The sequence below is a fragment of the Streptomyces sp. AB3(2024) genome (assembly GCF_041862025.1).
Lineage (GTDB): Bacteria > Actinomycetota > Actinomycetes > Streptomycetales > Streptomycetaceae > Streptomyces.
The window spans coordinates 1-18,846 of record NZ_JBGWAB010000145.1 but is presented as its reverse complement, the minus strand read 5'-3'; the positions used below and the strand labels follow the sequence as shown (position 1 = coordinate 18,846).

The following is an 18,846-nucleotide window of genomic DNA, read 5'->3' as shown; positions in this document are numbered from 1 at the left end:
GGGTCGCGCCGAGGCGGAAGCCCTGGCCGGCGCCCTGGCGCAGGCCCACACGCGGGGTGTGACCGTCGACTGGACGGCCTTCTACGCCGGCAGCGGCGCCCGCCGCGCCGATCTGCCCACGTACGCCTTCCAGCCCGTGCGCTACTGGCCCGAGCCGACCGCCCCGCGCGGGGTGGCCCCGGCAGCCGGGGTCGGGAGCGAGGTCGACGCACGCTTCTGGGAGGTCGTGGAGCGGGCCGACCTGACCGCCTTCGCCGACGAGTTCGCCGTCGACGGGGAGCAGCCCTTCCGCTCCGTCCTGCCCGCCCTCGCCGCCTGGCGGCGCGACCGGCAGGCGCAGGCCGAAGCCGATGCGCTCCTCTACCGCGTCTCCTGGCAGCCGTTCGCCGGCCAGGACCGGGGCGCCCTCACCGGCACCTGGCTGGTCGCCGTACCGGCAGCGCAGGCGGAGGACCCCTGGGTCCGCACCCTGACCGACCGGATCGGCGCCGAGGGCGCGCGCGTCCTGCCGCTCCCGCTCGACGTCGCCGACGGCGACCCGGCGGTGCTGCGGACCGGCCTGGACGGCCTGCTGCGCGAGGCCGCGGCCGACCCCGGCACGGGAGCGGTCACCGGAGTCCTGTCCCTCCTGGCGCTGGACGAGCGGCCGCACCCCGAGCACCCCGGCGTACCCGTCGGGCTCGCCCTGACCGCCGCCCTGGCCTCCGTACTCACCTCGGAGCCCGCCGGCCCGGCCGCGGAGCTCGCCGACGCCCCCCTGTGGTGCGTCACCCGCGAAGCCGTGGCCGCCGCACCCGGCGACACCCTCGGCGGGGCCACCCAGGCGCAGGTCTGGGGCCTGGGCCGGGTGTTCGCCCTGGAGCACCCCGACCGCTGGGGCGGACTCCTCGACCTGCCCGGGGTGTGCGACGAGCGGGTCCTGTCGCGCCTGCCCGCCGCACTCACCGCTGCCGGGGACGAGGACCAGCTGGCCCTCCGCGCCCCCGGGACGCTCGTACGACGCCTCGTACGCGGGACCACGGCGGCGGACGCGGACGGCACCCGCACGGGATCCGGCTGGAACCCGAGCGGCACCGTGCTCATCACCGGCGGCACGGGCGCCCTCGGCCGCCACGTGGCCCGGCGCCTTGCCGAACGCGGCGCGGAACACCTGGTGCTCGTCAGCCGCAGCGGCGCGCGGGCGCCCGGCGCGAGCGAGACCCGCACGGAACTCGAAGCGCTCGGCGCGGCCGTGACCCTGGCCGCCTGCGACGTCACCGACCGGGACGCGCTCGCGGCGCTGGTCGCGGGCCTGGCGGCCGACGGCACCCCCGTACGGTCCGTCGTCCACGCGGCGGGCATCTCCCAGCCGCCCGGCACCGGCACCGACCTGCCCGGGTTCGCCCGGGTCGTCACCGCCAAGACCGCCGGCGCCGTCCACCTCGACGCACTGTTCGACACACCGGACTCCCTGGACGCCTTCGTCCTGTTCTCCTCCATCGCCGGTGTCTGGGGCAGTGGCGGGCAGGCGGCCTACGCCGCCGCCAACACCTTCCTCGACGCGCTCGCCGAACGCCGCGCGGCCCGCGGCCTCGCCGCCACGGCGGTCGCCTGGGGCCCGTGGGCCGAGGCCGGCATGGCCACCGAGGGCGACGCGACCGAACAGCTCACCCGGCGCGGACTGCCGCCCGTGGCCCCGGCCACGAACCTGACGGCCCTGGAACGCGCCCTCGCCGGCCGGGACGCGGCGGTGACGGTGGCCGACGTCGACTGGGCGCGCTTCGCCCCGGTCTTCGCCGCAGCCCGGCCCCGCCCGCTCGTCGGCGACCTGCCGGAGGTGCGCGAGGCGCTCCGCGGCGAAACGGCCGACGGTGCGACGCCCACCGGTGACGGCACGGCGGCCGACGCCGGCGCGACGCTCCTGCGGCGGCTCGGCGAACTGTCCGGGGAGGACCGCGACAGTGCGCTCCTCGACCTCGTGCGCGAGCACGCGGCGGCGGCCCTCGGCCACCCCTCCGCGGACGCCGTCGCACCGGACCGGGCCTTCAAGGACCTCGGCTTCGACTCGCTGACCGCCGTCGAACTGCGCAACCGCCTCGGCGCCGCCTGCGGCCTGCGCCTGCCGTCCAGCCTCGTGTTCGACTACCCCAACCCCCAGGCCCTCACCCGTCACCTGCTGCGCACCCTCCTCCCTGAGGGAAGCGGCGGCGGCGCGGCCGCGGCGGCCGTCGCGGACCTGGACAGCGACCCGCTTGACGCGGAGCTGCGCCGGACCCTGGCCGCCATCCCGATGGGCCGGATCCGCGAAGCGGGGCTCCTGGACACCCTCCTGGGCCTCGCCGGCCCCGGCTCCGGCTCCGACACCGCGGCCGCCTCCGGCCCCGGTGCGCGGGCCGCCGACGCCGGCGAGTCCATCGACACGATGGACCTCCAGGACCTCCTCGACCTCGCCCTCGACGGCGGAGGCCTCGACGACGACGGCCCCACCGGCGACACCACCACCAGCAACAGCAACTTCTGACGTGCCCGAAGTGCGGAGTAAGTGATGACCACCCCTGACGAAAAAGTCGTTGAAGCGCTGCGGGCCTCCCTCAAGGAAACCGAGCGGCTGCGCCGCCGGAACCAGGAGCTCACCGACGCCTCCCGCGAGCCCATCGCGATCGTCGGCATGAGCTGCCGCTTCCCCGGCGGGATCGGTTCGCCCGAGGACCTGTGGAAGCTCGTCGAGAGCGGCGGCGACGCCATCTCGGGCTTCCCCGCCGACCGCGGCTGGGACGTCGAGTCGCTGTACGACCCCGACCCCGACCACGCCGGGACCACCTACGCCCGGCACGGCGGATTCCTCCACGAGGCGCCGGACTTCGACGCCTCCTTCTTCGGGATCTCGCCGCGCGAGGCCCTCGCCATGGACCCGCAGCAGCGCCTGCTGCTGGAGACCACCTGGGAGGTCTTCGAGCGGGCCGGCATCGACCCGGCGACCCTGCGCGGCAGCCGCGCCGGTGTGTTCGTCGGCGCCTCCGCCAACGCGTACGGGGCCGGCTCGGGCGAGCTGCCCGAAGGAGTCGAGGGGCACCTCCTCACGGGCACCGCCTCCAGCGTCGTCTCCGGCCGCCTCGCCTACGTGTTCGGGCTGGAGGGGCCGGCCGCCACCGTCGACACCGCCTGCTCCTCCTCGTCCGTCGCCCTGCACATGGCCGTTCAGGCCCTGCGGCAGGGGGAGTGCTCGCTCGCGCTGGCCGCGGGCGTCACCGTGCTGGCCGGCCCGGAGGTCTTCGTCGAGTTCAGCCGCCAGCGCGGCCTGTCGCCCGACGGCCGCTGCAAGTCCTTCGCCGAAGCGGCGGACGGCACCGGCTGGTCGGAGGGCGTCGGCGTCCTGCTGGTGGAGCGTCTCTCCGACGCCCGCCGCAACGGACACCGCGTCCTGGCGGTCGTCCGGGGGTCGGCCGTCAACCAGGACGGCGCGAGCAACGGGCTGACCGCGCCGAACGGGCCCGCCCAGCAGCGGGTCATCCGCCAGGCCCTGGAGAGCGCCCGGCTCGCCCCCGCCGACATCGACGTCGTCGAGGCCCACGGCACCGGCACCACCCTCGGCGACCCGATCGAGGCCCAGGCCCTGCTGGCCGCCTATGGCCAGGACCGGCCCGAGGGACAGCCGCTGTGGCTGGGCTCCCTGAAGTCCAACCTCGGCCACACGCAGAACGTCGCCGGCATTGCCGGTGTCATCAAGATGGTCATGGCGATGCGGCACGGCGTGCTGCCCCGGACCCTGCACGTCGACGAGCCGACCTCGCACGTCGACTGGGAGGCCGGCGCCGTCTCCCTGCTCACCGAGCAGCGCGCCTGGCCCGAGACCGGCCGCCCGTACCGGGCCGGCGTCTCCGCCTTCGGCGTGAGCGGCACCAACGTGCACACGATCATCGAGCAGGCCCCCGAGGCCGACCGGACGACGGGAACCGCGCCGGAGTCCGGGTCCGGCGTGCCGACGGGCGTCCCCGTCGTGCCGTGGATCCTGTCGGCGAAGGGCCGCGACGCCCTGCGCGAGCAGGCGGCACGCCTCCTCGCCCACGCCGAGGAGCACCCCGGGCTCGACCCGGTCGACGTCGCACGCTCGCTCGCCGTCGGCCGCTCGGCGTTCGAGGACCGGGCGGCGGTCGTCGCGGCGGACCGCGAGGGGCTGCTGGCCGGGCTCGCGGCGCTGGCGCAGGACGGCTCGGCGGCCGGGGTGGTGACGGGCTCGACCCAGGGCGGGAAGCTCGCCTTCCTCTTCACCGGTCAGGGCAGCCAGCGCCTGGGGATGGGGCGTGAGCTGTATGACGCCTTCCCGGTGTTCGCGGACGCGCTGGACGCGGTGTGCGAGGGGCTCTCCCTCGAACTGCCGCTGAAGGAGGTGCTGTTCGGGGCGGATGCCGCTCTGCTGGACGAGACGCGGTTCACGCAGCCGGCGTTGTTCGCGGTGGAGGTGGCGCTGTTCCGCCTCGTGGAGAGCTGGGGTGTCCGGCCCGACTTCCTGTCCGGGCATTCGATCGGTGAGATCGCTGCCGCGCACGTGGCGGGGGTCCTGTCGCTGGACGACGCGTGCACGCTGGTGGCGGCGCGCGGCCGGCTGATGCAGGCCCTGCCGGCCGGTGGCGTGATGATCGCGGTGCAGGCTGCGGAGGACGAGGTCCTGCCGCTGCTGACGGACCGGGTGAGCATCGCCGCCGTGAACGGGCCGACCTCGGTCGTGATCGCCGGTGACGAGGACGCTGCCGCCGCGGTCGTGGAGGCCTTCGCCGATCGCAAGTCCAAGCGGCTGACGGTGAGCCACGCGTTCCACTCGCCGCACATGGATGGCATGCTGGACGACTTCCGCCAGGTCGTGCAGGGCCTCACCTTCGCCGCCCCGCGCATCCCGGTCGTGTCGAACCTGACCGGTGCCCTGGTCTCGGACGAGATGGGCTCGGCCGAGTTCTGGGTGCGGCACGTCCGTGAGGCGGTCCGTTTCCTGGACGGCATCCGCGCCCTGGAGGCCGCGGGCGTCACCACATACCTCGAACTCGGTCCGGACGGGGTGCTCTCCGCCCTCGCCCAGGACTGCGTCACCGACGGGAACCCCGCCTTCGCGCCGCTGCTGCGCAAGGGCCGCGCCGAGGCCGAGACGCTCGTCACCGCCCTGGCGCAGGCCCACGCCCACGGAGCCACCGTCGACTGGGCCGCGTACTGCGGCGGTACCGGCACCCGGCGCGTCGACCTGCCCACCTACGCCTTCCAGCGCCAGCGCTACTGGATCGAGCCCGGCACCCCGTCCGGCGACCTCGGCGCGGTGGGCCTGGACGAGGCCGCGCACCCGCTGCTCGGAGCCACGGTCGCCCTCGCCGACTCCGAGGGCTTCGTCTTTACCGCGCTGCTCTCGCCGACCACCCACCCCTGGCTGGTCGACCACGCCGTGATGGGCAGCGTGCTGCTCCCCGGCACCGCCTTCGTCGACCTGGCGATCTGGGCCGGCGACCAGGTCGGCTGCGACCTCGTCGAGGAACTCACCCTCGAAGCGCCGCTCGTCCTGGCCGAACGCGGCGGCGTACAGCTCCAGATGCACGTCAGCGCGCCCGACGGCGACGGAAGCGGGCGGCGTTCCTTCAGCCTCTCCTCCCGCCCGAAGGACGGTGCCACCGAGGAGTCCTGGACGCGTCACGCCGGCGGTGTCCTGGCCCCCGGCGCCGCCCCGGCCCCGGCGCCGTTCGCCGCCGGGCAGTGGCCCCCGGCCGGCGCCGAACCGCTCGCCACGGACGGCCTCTACGCGGACCTCGCCGAGGTCGGCATGGGCTACGGCCCGGCGTTCCGCGGCCTCACCGCCGCCTGGCGGCACGGGGACGGCGTCTTCGCCGAAGTCGCCCTGCCGGAAGAAGTCGCCTCCGCCGCCGCGGACTTCGGACTGCACCCCGCCCTCCTGGACGCGGCCCTGCACACGCTGGGCCTGGGCGTGCTGGGCGGCACCGAGGGCGAGGGCCGGCTCCCGTTCGCCTGGAGCGGCGTGACCCTCCACGCCAGCGGCGCCGACGCCCTGCGCGTGCACCTCGCCCCGACCGGTACCGGCGGCGGCGTACGCCTGGAGATCGCGGACGCGACGGGTGCGCCCGTCGCCACCGTCGACTCGCTCGTCCTGCGGGCCGTCTCGGCCGAGCAGGTCCGGGCGGCGGGCACCGCCCACCACGAGTCCGTGTTCCGGGTGGAGTGGACGGCACTGCCCGCGCCCGCCGCCCCGGCCGGCCGCTGGGCCGTCCTGGGCGCCGCGGTCCCCGCCGCCCTCCTCGGCGCGGTCCCGGCCGGCGACGCGATCACCGTCCATGCCGACCTGGCCGACCTGGCCGCCGCCGTCGAGGCGGGAGCGCCCGTCCCCGAGGCCATTTTCGCCGCCTACGGGCAGGCCGCGGACGGGGCCGACGCCGACGCCGACGCCGCGCCGGAGCTCTCCGCCGACGCCGTGCACCGGGCCGCGCACCACGCCCTGGCCCTCGCGCAGACCTGGCTGGGCGAAGAGCCCTTCACCGGCGACCGGTTCGCCGCCACCCGCCTCGTCGTCCTCACCCGGGGCGCCCTCACCACCGGCGCCGACGGCACCGCAACGGACCCGGCCGGCGACGCCGTCACCGAGCCCGCCACCGAGCCCGTCACCGACCCCGTCCACGCCGCCGTCCGCGGTCTGCTGCGCTCCGCGCAGGCCGAGCACCCCGACCGGCTGCTGCTGCTCGACACCGACGCCGACGAGGCCTCCGCACGGGCCCTGCCCGCGGCCCTCGCCACCGCCCTGGCCGCCGGCGAGCCGCAGCTCGCCGTCCGCGCCGGCACCGTCCTCGTCCCCCGTCTCGCCCGCGTGGCCCGGGACGCCGAAGCGGAGCAGCCCGCCCCGGCCGGCTTCGCGTACACGCCCGGCTCGACCGTGCTGATCACCGGCGCGGGCGGCCTCCTCGGCGGCCTGATCGCCCGCCGGCTCGTCGCCGAGCACGGCGTACGGCACCTGCTGCTCGTCGGCCGGCGCGGCGGATCCACCCCCGAGGCGCAGGCCCTCGGAGCCGAACTCGCCGCCGACGACGTGACGGTGACCTGGGCGGCGTGCGACGTCGCCGACCGGGACGCCCTCGCCGCCGTCCTGGCCGCCGTACCCGCCGAGCACCCGCTCGGCGCGGTCGTGCACACCGCAGGCGTGCTCGACGACGGCGTGATCACCTCCCTCACCCCCGAGCGCCTGTCGGCCGTCCTGCGCCCCAAGGTCGACGCGGCCTGCCACCTCCACGCACTGACCCGAGACCTCGACCTCTCCGCCTTCCTGCTGTTCTCCTCCATCGGCGGCGTCTTCGGCGGCGCCGGACAGGGCAACTACGCCGCGGCCAACGTCTTCCTCGACGTCCTCGCCCAGCACCGCCGCTCCCTCGGACTCCCCGCCACCTCCCTGGCCTGGGCCCTGTGGGCCGACGGGGCGGGCATGGCCGGCAGCCTGAGCGACGCCGACGTCAGCCGCATGACCCGCGGCGGACTGCCCCCGCTCACCTCGGCCGAGGGCCTCGACCTGTTCGACCTCGTCCACCGCCTCGACGAGCCCGCCCCCGTCCTGATGCGCGTCGACCTGCCCGGCCTGCGCGCGCAGGCCCAGAACGGAACCCTCTCCCCGCTGCTGCGCGGACTCGTACGGGTCCCCCTACGCCGCTCGGCGAACGGCGCGGCCACGGCGGGGGGCTCCTCCGGCCTGCGGCAGCGCCTCGCCGGGCTGCCGGCCGCCGAGCAGGACCGCATGCTGCTCGACCTCGTGCGCAAGCAGGTCGCCGCCGCCCTGGGCTACCCGGGCGCCTCCTCCGTCGAGCCGGGCCGCTCCTTCAAGGAGCTCGGCTTCGACTCCCTCACCGCCGTCGAACTGCGCAACCTCCTCGGGGAGGCCACCGGCCGCCGGCTGCCGGCCACCCTGGTCTTCGACTACCCGACCGCCACCGCCCTCGCCCAGTACCTGCGCGAGGAGATCGTCGGCGACCTGACCGCCGACGCCGCCCTCCCGGCCCGCCGGGCGGCCGCCGCCACGGCCCGCGCCGAGGACGACGACCCGATCGCGATCGTCGCGATGAGCTGCCGCTTCCCCGGCGGCGTCAGTACGCCCGAGGACCTGTGGCGGATGCTCGCCGAGGGCCGTGACGGCATCACCGCCTTCCCCGCCGACCGCGGCTGGGACCTCGACGCCCTCTACAGCGACGACCCCGACCGCGAGGGCACCAGCTACGTCCGCGAGGGCGGCTTCCTGCACGAGGCGGCCGAGTTCGACGCACCCTTCTTCGGGATCTCCCCGCGCGAGGCCCTCGCCATGGACCCGCAGCAGCGCCTGCTGCTGGAGACCACCTGGGAGACCTTCGAACGCGCCGGCATCGACCCCACCGGCCTGGGCGGCAGCCGCACCGGCGTGTTCGTCGGCTCCAACGCCCAGGACTACCTCCAGCTGTGGCTCAACGACGGCGACGGCCTGGAGGGCCACCTCGGCACCGGCAACGCGGCCAGCGTCGTCTCCGGCCGCATCTCCTACTCCTTCGGGCTGGAGGGCCCGGCCGTCACCGTCGACACCGCCTGCTCCTCCTCCCTCGTCACCCTGCACCTCGCCGCCCAGTCCCTGCGGAGCGGCGAGTGCGACATGGCCCTCTCCGGCGCCGTGACGATCATGTCCACGCCCGGGGCCTTCACCGAGTTCAGCCGGCAGCGCGGACTCGCGGAGAACGGCCGCATCAAGGCGTTCGCCGCGTCCGCCGACGGCACGATCTGGTCCGAGGGCGTGGGCCTGCTCCTCCTGGAGCGGCTCTCCGACGCCCGCCGCAACGGCCACCCGGTCCTCGCCGTCGTCCGCGGCACCGCCGTCAACCAGGACGGCGCCAGCAACGGCCTCACCGCCCCCAACGGCCCCTCCCAGCAGCGCGTCATCCGCGAGGCCCTCGCCGACGCCGGCCTCACCGCCGCCGACGTGGACGCCGTCGAGGCGCACGGTACGGGTACGAAGCTGGGTGACCCGATCGAGGCGCAGGCGCTGCTGGCCACCTACGGTCAGGACCGGCCGGAGGGCCGGCCGCTGCTGCTGGGCTCGGTCAAGTCGAACATCGGGCACACGCAGGCCGTCGCCGGTGTCGCCGGCGTGATCAAGATGGTCATGGCCATGGGCCACGGGGAGCTGCCCCAGACCCTCCACATCGACGAACCGACCCCCTTCGTCGACTGGTCGGCCGGTGACATCGCGCTGCTGACCGAGCGGCGGGAGTGGCCGGAGACCGGCCGTCCGCGCCGGGCGGGCATCTCCTCGTTCGGCTACAGCGGCACCAACGCCCACGCCGTCATCGAGCAGGCACCGCAGCCCGCGGCCGCCACCGCCCCGGCTCCGGCTCCGGCCGGCCCCGGACTCCCGGTGCTGCCCTGGCTCGTGTCCGGCCGTACGGCGGCCGCCCTGCGGGCCCAGGCGGAACGCCTCATCCCGACCGCGGCCGACGCCGTCGTCGCACCCGGAGGCCGGGGCGCGCTCGACCTCGGCCACTCCCTTGCCACGCACCGCGCGGCCCTGGAACACCGCGCGGTGGTGCTCGGCGCCCCCTCGGACGGCGAAGCCCTCGTCGCCCGCCTGACCGCCCTGGCCGCCGGCGAGCCCGTACCGGGTCTGGTCCGGGGCACGGTGTCGAGCGGCGGGCTCGCCTTCCTCTTCACCGGTCAGGGCAGCCAGCGCCTGGGGATGGGGCGTGAACTGTATGACGCCTTCCCGGTGTTCGCGGACGCGCTGGACGCGGTGTGCGAGGGGCTCTCCCTCGAACTGCCGCTGAAGGAGGTGCTGTTCGGGGCGGATGCCGCTCTGCTGGACGAGACGCGGTTCACGCAGCCGGCGTTGTTCGCGGTGGAGGTGGCGCTGTTCCGGCTCGTGGAGAGCTGGGGTGTCCGGCCCGACTTCCTGTCCGGGCATTCGATCGGTGAGATCGCCGCCGCGCACGTGGCGGGGGTCCTGTCGCTGGACGACGCGTGCATGCTGGTGGCGGCGCGCGGCCGGCTGATGCAGGCCCTGCCGGCCGGCGGCGTGATGATCGCGGTGCAGGCTGCGGAGGACGAGGTCCTGCCGCTGCTGACCGGCCGGGTGAGCATCGCTGCTGTCAATGGTCCGCGTTCGGTCGTGATCGCCGGTGACGAGGACGCCGCGACGGCCGTCGTGGAAGCCTTCGCGGACCGGAAGTCCAAGCGGCTGACGGTGAGCCACGCGTTCCACTCGCCGCACATGGACGGCATGCTGGAGGACTTCCGCCAGGTCGTGGCGGGGCTGGCCTTCGAGACCCCGCGGATCCAGATCGTCTCGAACCTGACCGGGGCGATCGTCTCCGACGAGATGGCCTCTGCGGACTTCTGGGTCCGCCACGTCCGCGAGGCCGTGCGCTTCCTCGACGGCGTCCGCGCCCTGGAGGCGGCCGGAGTCACGACCTTCCTGGAGCTGGGGCCGGACGGCGTGCTGTCCGCCCTCGCCCAGGACTGCCTCACGGGTGACGCGGACGTCGCCCTCGCCCCGGTGCTGCGCACCGGACGCGGCGAGGCCGAGTCCCTGGTCGGCGCCGTGGCCCAGGCGCACGTGCGGGGTGTGGAGGTGGACTGGTCCGCCTTCTTCGCCGGTACGGGCGCCCGCCGGATCGAGCTGCCGACGTACGCCTTCCAGCGCCGGCGCTACTGGCCGGAGACCGTCCTGTCGGTCGGCGCCGCCGCCCCCGCTCCGGCGGTGGGCGCGGTGGACGCCCGCTTCTGGGAGGCGGTGGAGAGCGGCGACCTCAGCTCCCTGGCGTCCGAACTGCACGTGGCCGACGACGCGCGCGTCAGCGACCTCGTCCCCGCCCTGTCGGCATGGCGCCGCCAGGGCCAGGAGCAGTCCGAGGTGGACGGCTGGCGGTACCGGGTGTCCTGGAAGCCGGTGATGGACTCCGTGGGGGGTGCGCGGCTTTCCGGGGTGTGGCTGGTGGTTGTTCCGGCCGGTGGTGTGGATGACACGGCTGTGGTGGAGGGGTTGGCCGCTCGGGGGGCTGAGGTCCTTCGGGTGGTGGTCGAGCCCGGTACGGACCGGGACGCGCTGGCCGGGCTGCTGACCGGGGCCGGCCCCGTGGCGGGTGTGGTGTCGTTGCTGGCGCTGGACGAGGCTGCGGGTGTGGTGCCGTCGGCTGAGCTGGTGCGGGTGTTGGGTGAGGCCGGGGTGGGGGCGCCGTTGTGGTGTCTGACCCGGGGTGCGGTGAGTGTGGGCCGTTCGGACCGCCTCGTGTCTGCGGTTCAGGCGCAGGTGTGGGGTCTGGGCCGGGTTGCCGCTCTGGAGGTTCCGGAGCGCTGGGGTGGCCTGGTGGATCTTCCGGAGGTGTGGGACGAGCGGGTGATGGCCCGGCTGGCTGGTGTGCTGGCGGGTGGTCTTGCCGGTGAGGACCAGGTAGCGGTCCGGTCCTCCGGGGTGTTCGGGCGTCGGCTGGTTCGGGCGGCTGCCGGGGACTCGGGCTCGTGGGTGCCGTCCGGGACCGTGCTGGTCACTGGTGGTACGGGTGCTCTGGGTGGTCGGGTTGCGCGCTGGCTGGCCGGCGCGGGCGCCGAGCGTCTGGTGTTGACCAGTCGCCGGGGCGCTGACGCGCCCGGCGCCGCCGAGCTGGCGGCGGAGCTCGCGGAGACGGGCGTCGAGGTGTCGGTGGTGGCGTGTGATGCCGCTGACCGTGATGCGCTGCGGGAGCTGCTTGCCGTCGAGGCGGGGACGCTGACGGCTGTGGTGCATACCGCGGGTGTGCTGGATGACGGTGTGCTGGAGGCGCTGACTCCTGAGCGGTTCGAGAGCGTGCTGCGGGCGAAGGCCGCGTCGGCGCTGAACCTGCACGAGCTGACCGTCGAGCTCGGGATCGAGCTGTCCGCGTTCGTGTTGTTCTCCTCGATGAGCGGCACCATCGGTGCGGCCGGTCAGGGCAACTATGCCGCTGCGAACGCCTACCTGGATGCCCTTGCGGAGCAGCGGCGGTCCGCCGGGCTGGCCGCGACCTCGATCGCGTGGGGCCCCTGGGCAGGCAGTGGTATGGCCGCCGACGAGGCGATGGACGCGCGCATGCGGCGGGGCGGCGTACCGCCCATGAACGCCGACCTCGCGATCACCGCGCTCCGCCAGGCGGTCGGGTCCGACGAGGCGGCGCTGACCGTCGCCGACTTCGACTGGGCCGCGTTCGCGCCCGGTTTCACCGCTGTGCGCGCCGGACGGCTGCTCGCCGACCTGCCCGAGGTCGAGGCCGCCACCCGAGGTGCGATGCGCGCCGAGGACCGGACCGAGCGTACGGGTTCGTCGCTCGCCGAGCAGCTCCGCGGCCTGTCGGCCGGGGACCGGGCCCCCTTCCTCCTCGACCTGGTGCGTACGCGGGTCGCCGAGGTCCTCGGGCACTCCGGGGCCGATGACGTCGAGGCCGGGCGGGCCTTCCGCGAGATCGGTTTCGACTCGCTCACCGCCGTCGAGCTGCGCAACCGCCTCGGCGCCACCACCGGCCTGCGGCTGCCCGCCACGCTCGTCTACGACTACCCCACCCCGGCCGCACTGGCCGGCTACCTGCTCGCCGAGCTTCTCGGCGCGCAGACGGAGGCCTCCGGCCCCGTGGCCACGGTGGTCGATGACGACCCGATCGCGATCGTCGCGATGAGCTGCCGCTTCCCCGGCGGCGTACGGACGCCCGAGGACCTCTGGCAGCTCCTCGCCTCCGGCACCGACGCGATCGCCGAACTCCCCCTGGACCGCGGCTGGGACCTCGACGCCCTCTACGACGCCGACCCGGGCGCCCAGGGCACCTCGTACGCCCGAGAGGGCGGGTTCCTCTACGACGTCGCCGACTTCGACGCCGACTTCTTCGGCATCTCCCCGCGCGAGGCCCTGGCCATGGACCCGCAGCAGCGCCTGCTGCTGGAGACCTCGTGGGAGGCGTTCGAGCGCGCCGGAATCGACCCCGAGACGCTGCGTGGCAGCCAGGCCGGTGTCTTCGTCGGCACGAATGGGCAGGACTACCTGTCGGTGCTCCTGGAGGAACCGGCCGGTCTCGAAGGCCACTTGGGTACCGGCAACGCCGCGAGCGTCGTCTCCGGACGGCTGTCGTACGTGTTCGGGCTGGAAGGCCCGGCGGTCACCGTCGACACGGCCTGCTCGTCCTCGCTGGTCGCCCTGCACTGGGCGATCCAGGCCCTGCGCAACGGCGAGTGCTCGATCGCACTGGCCGGCGGTGTCACCGTCATGTCGACACCGGGCACGTTCATCGAGTTCAGCCGTCAGCGTGGTCTGGCCGCCGACGGCCGGATCAAGGCGTTCGCGGAGGGTGCGGACGGTACGGGCTGGGGTGAGGGTGTCGGCATGCTGCTCGTGGAGCGGCTGTCGGATGCCCGCCGCAACGGGCATCCGGTGCTGGCGGTGGTGCGGGGTTCGGCCGTCAACCAGGACGGTGCGAGCAACGGCCTGACGGCGCCCAACGGCCCGTCCCAGCAGCGGGTGATCCGGGCTGCCCTCGCGAGTGCGGGCCTCTCCGCCGCCGAGGTGGACGCGGTCGAGGCGCACGGTACCGGTACCACCCTCGGTGACCCGATCGAGGCGCAGGCGCTGCTGGCCACCTACGGTCAGGACCGGCCCGAGGGGCAGCCGCTGCTGCTCGGCTCGGTCAAGTCGAACATCGGTCACACGCAGGCCGCAGCCGGTGTGGCCGGTGTGATCAAGATGGTCATGGCCATGCAGCACGGGCAGCTGCCCGAGAGCCTCCACATCGACCGGCCGTCCCCGCAGGTCGACTGGGAGGCGGGTGACATCGCGCTGCTGACCGAGCGGCGGGAGTGGCCGGAGACCGGCCGTCCGCGCCGGGCGGGCATCTCCTCGTTCGGCTTCAGCGGCACCAACGCCCACACGATCATCGAGCAGGCGCCGCCCGCGGAGTCCGGCGCGGACACCGCCGCATCCGTGGACCCGGGCCTCGCGCCCCTGCCGCTGGTGCTCTCGGCGAAGGGCGCGGCGGGCCTCCGGGCCCAGGCCGACGGACTGCGGGCGCGACTGCTCGCCGACCCAGGGCTGCGCCTGTCCGATGTCGCCAGGACCCTTGCCGTCGGCCGCTCGGCGTTCGAGGACCGGGCGGCGGTCGTCGCGGCGGACCGCGAGGGGCTGCTGGCCGGGCTCGCGGCGCTGGCGCAGGACGGCTCGGCGGCCGGGGTGGTGACGGGCTCGCCCCAGGGCGGGAAGCTCGCCTTCCTCTTCACCGGTCAGGGCAGTCAGCGCCTGGGGATGGGGCGTGAGCTGTATGACGCCTTCCCGGTGTTCGCGGATGCGCTGGACGAAGTGTGTGCCTGGTTCGACCTGGACGTACCGCTGAAGGAGGTGCTGTTCGGGGCGGATGCCGCTCTGCTGGACGAGACGCGGTTCACGCAGCCGGCGTTGTTCGCGGTGGAGGTGGCGCTGTTCCGGCTCGTGGAGAGCTGGGGTGTCCGGCCCGACTTCCTGTCCGGGCATTCGATCGGTGAGATCGCCGCCGCGCACGTGGCGGGGGTCCTGTCGCTGGACGACGCGTGCACGCTGGTGGCGGCGCGCGGCCGGCTGATGCAGGCCCTGCCGGCCGGCGGCGTGATGATCGCGGTGCAGGCTTCGGAGGACGAGGTCCTGCCGCTGCTGACGGACCGGGTGAGCATCGCCGCGATCAACGGTCCGCGTTCGGTCGTGATCGCCGGTGACGAGGACGCCGCGACGGCCGTCGTGGAAGCCTTCTCGGACCGGAAGTCCAAGCGGCTGACCGTGAGCCACGCCTTCCACTCGCCGCGCATGGACGGGATGCTGGACGACTTCCGCCGGGTCGCGGCCGGGCTCACGTACGAGAGCCCGCGCATCCCGGTCGTGTCGAACCTGACCGGGGCGATCGTCTCCGACGAGATGGGTTCGGCGGACTTCTGGGTCCGCCACGTCCGCGAGGCCGTCCGCTTCCTCGACGGCATCCGCACCCTGGAAGCCGCCGGGGTCACCACGTACCTCGAACTCGGCCCCGACGGAGTCCTCTCCGCCCTCGGGCAGGAATGCCTCAGCGTGGACGGGGCCGCCTTCGTGCCCCTCCTCCGCAAGGGCCGTCCCGAGGCGGAGACGGCGATGACCGCCCTGGCGCGGAGCCACGTCCGTGGCATCGGGGTCGACTGGCGGGCGGTCCACGGAACCGGCGCCGTACGCGTCGACCTGCCGACCTACGCCTTCCAGCGTCAGCGCTACTGGCCGCAGACGCCGCTCGTACGACGCGGCGGGTCGAAGGCCCGGACCGGGATCGACGGATGGCGCTACCAGGTCTCGTGGAAGCCGCTGACGGACTCTGCTGCCGGTGCCGGCCTGTCCGGTGCCTGGCTGGTCGCGGTGCCCGCCACGGGTGTGGATGCGACGGCTGTGGTGGACGCGCTGGCCGCGCGCGGTGCCGAGGTACGCCGCCTCGTGGTCGAGCCCGGTACGGACCGGGACGCGCTGGGCGGTCTGCTGACCGGGGCCGGCCCCGTGGCGGGTGTGGTGTCGTTGCTGGCGCTGGACGAGGCTGCGGGGGTCGTCGCGACGGCCGCCCTCGTGCAGGCGCTGGGCGACGCCGGGGTGGAGGCGCCGTTGTGGTGCCTGACCCGGGGTGCGGTGAGTGTGGGCCGTTCGGACCGCCTCGTCTCTGCGGTTCAGGCGCAGGTGTGGGGTCTGGGCCGGGTTGCCGCTCTGGAGGTTCCGGAGCGCTGGGGTGGCCTGGTGGATCTTCCCGAGGTGTGGGACGAGCGGGCGATGGCCCGGCTGGTCGGCGTACTGGCGGGCGGGAGCGGCGAGGACCAGGTCGCGGTCCGGTCCTCGGGCGTGTTCGGGCGGCGTCTCGTGCGTGCCGCTGCCCTCGCAGAGGACGCCCCGTCGTGGGCGCCGTCCGGGACGGTGCTGGTCACGGGCGGTACGGGTGCCCTCGGCGCCCATGTGGCGCGCTGGCTGGCCGGCGCGGGTGCCGAGCGTCTGGTGCTGACCAGTCGCCGGGGCGCTGACGCGCCCGGCGCCGCCGAGCTGGCGGCGGAGCTCGCGGAGACGGGCGTCGAGGTGTCGGTCGTGGCGTGCGACGCCGCCGACCGTGATGCGCTGCGTACGCTCCTCGCGGCGGAAGCCGACACGCTGACCGCGGTCGTGCACACCGCCGGCGTCCTCGACGACGGCGTGCTCGACTTCCTGACCCCCGAGCGGTTCGAGAGCGTGCTGCGGGCCAAGGCGGATTCCGCCCTCAACCTGCACGAGCTGACCGCCGAGCTCGGCATCGAGCTCTCCGCCTTCGTGCTCTTCTCGTCCGTCACGGGTACCTGGGGCACGGCCGGCCAGGGCAACTACGCCGCCGCCAACGCCTACCTGGACGCCCTCGCCGAACAGCGGCGGGCCGCCGGGCTGGCCGCGACCTCGATCGCCTGGGGTCCGTGGGCCGAGGGCGGCATGGCAGCCGACGGAGCGCTGGAGTCCCGCATGCGCAAGGGCGGCGTGCCGCCCATGGCGGCCGGGCCGGCCATCGGCGCCCTGCACCGCGCCCTCGACGCCGACGACGCGGTCGTGACCGTCGTGGACGTGGACTGGGACCGCTTCGCCCCCGGCTTCACCGCCGGGCGCGCCGGCCACCTCCTCGCCGAGCTGCCCGAGGCGCGTGGCGCCCTCGCCGCCCGCGCGGGCACCGACGGCCGGTCCGACACGGCCGCCGGCGGCCGCGACTCCCTCGCCGGCCGGCTGGCGGGCCTGTCCGCCGCCGAGCGGGACCGGATGCTGCTCGACCTGGTCCGCAAGGAGGTCGCCGCGGTCCTCGGCCACACCGGCGTCGAAAGGGTCGGCGCGGGGCGGGCGTTCAAGGAACTCGGCTTCGACTCGCTGACCGCCGTCGAACTGCGCAACCGGCTGGGCACGGCCACGGGGCTGCGGCTCCCGGCCACGCTGATCTACGACTACCCGACCTCCGCCGACCTGGCCGACCACCTGCGCGGCGAACTGCTGGGCACGGGCGATGCGGCGGCCCTGGCGGCCGCGTCGGACCGGACGGGCCGGGCGGTCGAGGACGACCCCATCGCGATCGTGGCGATGAGCTGCCGCTTCCCCGGAGGCGTGCGGACCCCGGAGGACCTCTGGCGACTGCTGGCATCCGGTGGCGATGCGATCGGCGAGTTCCCGGCCGACCGCGGCTGGGACGCCGAGGAGCTGTTCGGGCCGCGCTCCGAGCAGGAGGCCGCGTACGCCCGCGAAGGCGGATTCCTCTACGACGTGGCGCAGTTCGACCCCGGTTTCTTCGGGATCTCGCCGCGCGAGGCCCTGGCGATGGACCCGCAGCAGCGCCTGCTGCTGGAGACCTCGTGGGAGGCGTTCGAGCGGGCGGGCATCGACCCGTCGTCGCTGCGCGGGAGCCAGGCCGGCGTCTTCGTCGGCACCAACGGGCAGGACTACCTCTCGCTCGTGCTGAACTCCGCCGACGGCGGCGACGGCTTCATGAGCACCGGCAACTCCGCGAGCGTCGTCTCCGGCCGGCTGTCCTACGTCTTCGGTCTCGAAGGCCCGGCCGTCACCGTCGACACCGCCTGCTCGGCCTCGCTCGTCGCCCTGCACCTCGCGGTGCAGGCGCTGCGCAGCGGCGAGTGCTCGATCGCACTGGCCGGCGGTGTCACCGTCATGTCGACGCCGGGCGCGTTCGTCGAGTTCGCCCGGCAGGGCGGCCTCGCCGCCGACGGGCGGATCAAGGCGTTCGCGGAGGGTGCGGACGGTACGGGCTGGGGTGAGGGTGTCGGCATGCTGCTCGTGGAGCGGCTGTCGGATGCCCGCCGTAACGGGCATCCGGTGCTGGCTGTGGTGCGGGGTTCGGCCGTCAACCAGGACGGTGCGAGCAACGGCCTGACGGCGCCCAACGGCCCGTCCCAGCAGCGGGTGATCCGGGCTGCCCTCGCAAATGCGGGTCTGTCGGCGGCCGAGGTGGACGTGGTCGAGGCGCACGGTACGGGTACGAAGCTGGGTGACCCGATCGAGGCGCAGGCGCTGCTGGCGACGTACGGCCAGGAGCGGTCGGCCCACGAGCCGCTGCTGCTCGGTTCGATCAAGTCGAACATCGGGCACACGCAGGCGGCTGCCGGTGTGGCCGGCGTCATGAAGATGGTGCTGGCGATGCAGCACGGGGTGCTTCCGCAGACCCTGCACGTGGACGAGCCCACCCCGCACGTCGACTGGACGGCGGGCGACATCGAGATCCTGACCGAGCGGCGGGACTGGCCGGAGACCGGCCGCCCGCGCCGCGCGGGCGTGTCCTCGTTCGGCGTGAGCGGAACGAACGCGCACACCATCCTGGAGCAGGCACCCGAGGACCCCGAGGTTGATGGGGCTGCCGAGAGCGCGGGCGGTTCCACCTGGCCGTGGATCCTGTCGGGCAGGACGCAAGCCGCCCTGCGCGACCAGGCTGCCCGGCTCCTCGCCCACCTCGGTGATCAGCGGCCGGTGGACGTCGGCCACTCGCTCGCGACCGGCCGGGCCCTGCTCGACCACCGGGCCGTGATCGTCGCCGGGGCGGAGGAGGAGTACCGCGAGGCGCTCACCGCGCTGGCGGCGGGCGACTCCGCCGCCGCGCTGACGCAGGGCGTGGCCACCACCGAACAGCAAGTGGCGTTCCTGTTCACCGGTCAGGGCAGCCAGCGGCCGGGAATGGGGCGGGAGCTGTACGACGCCTTCCCGGTGTTCGCCGATGCGCTGGACGCGGTGTGCGCACGGCTGGACCTCGAACTGCCGCTGAAGGAGGTTCTGTTCGGTTCTGATGCCGAGGTGTTGGACCGTACGGAGTTCACGCAGCCGGCGTTGTTCGCGGTGGAGGTGGCGTTGTTCCGGCT

General features: G+C 74.8%; 2 protein-coding genes. Both read left to right on the top strand.

What is annotated here, in order from left to right:
* On the top strand, positions 1–2,500 hold a 2,500-nt coding region (locus ACEPPI_RS34905), incomplete at its 5' end, for an SDR family NAD(P)-dependent oxidoreductase (protein ID WP_373919273.1).
* 24 nt (positions 2,501–2,524) lie between these two features.
* Positions 2,525–18,846: type I polyketide synthase (locus ACEPPI_RS34900; RefSeq protein ID WP_373919272.1), on the top strand; the 16,322-nt coding region annotated here is incomplete at its 3' end.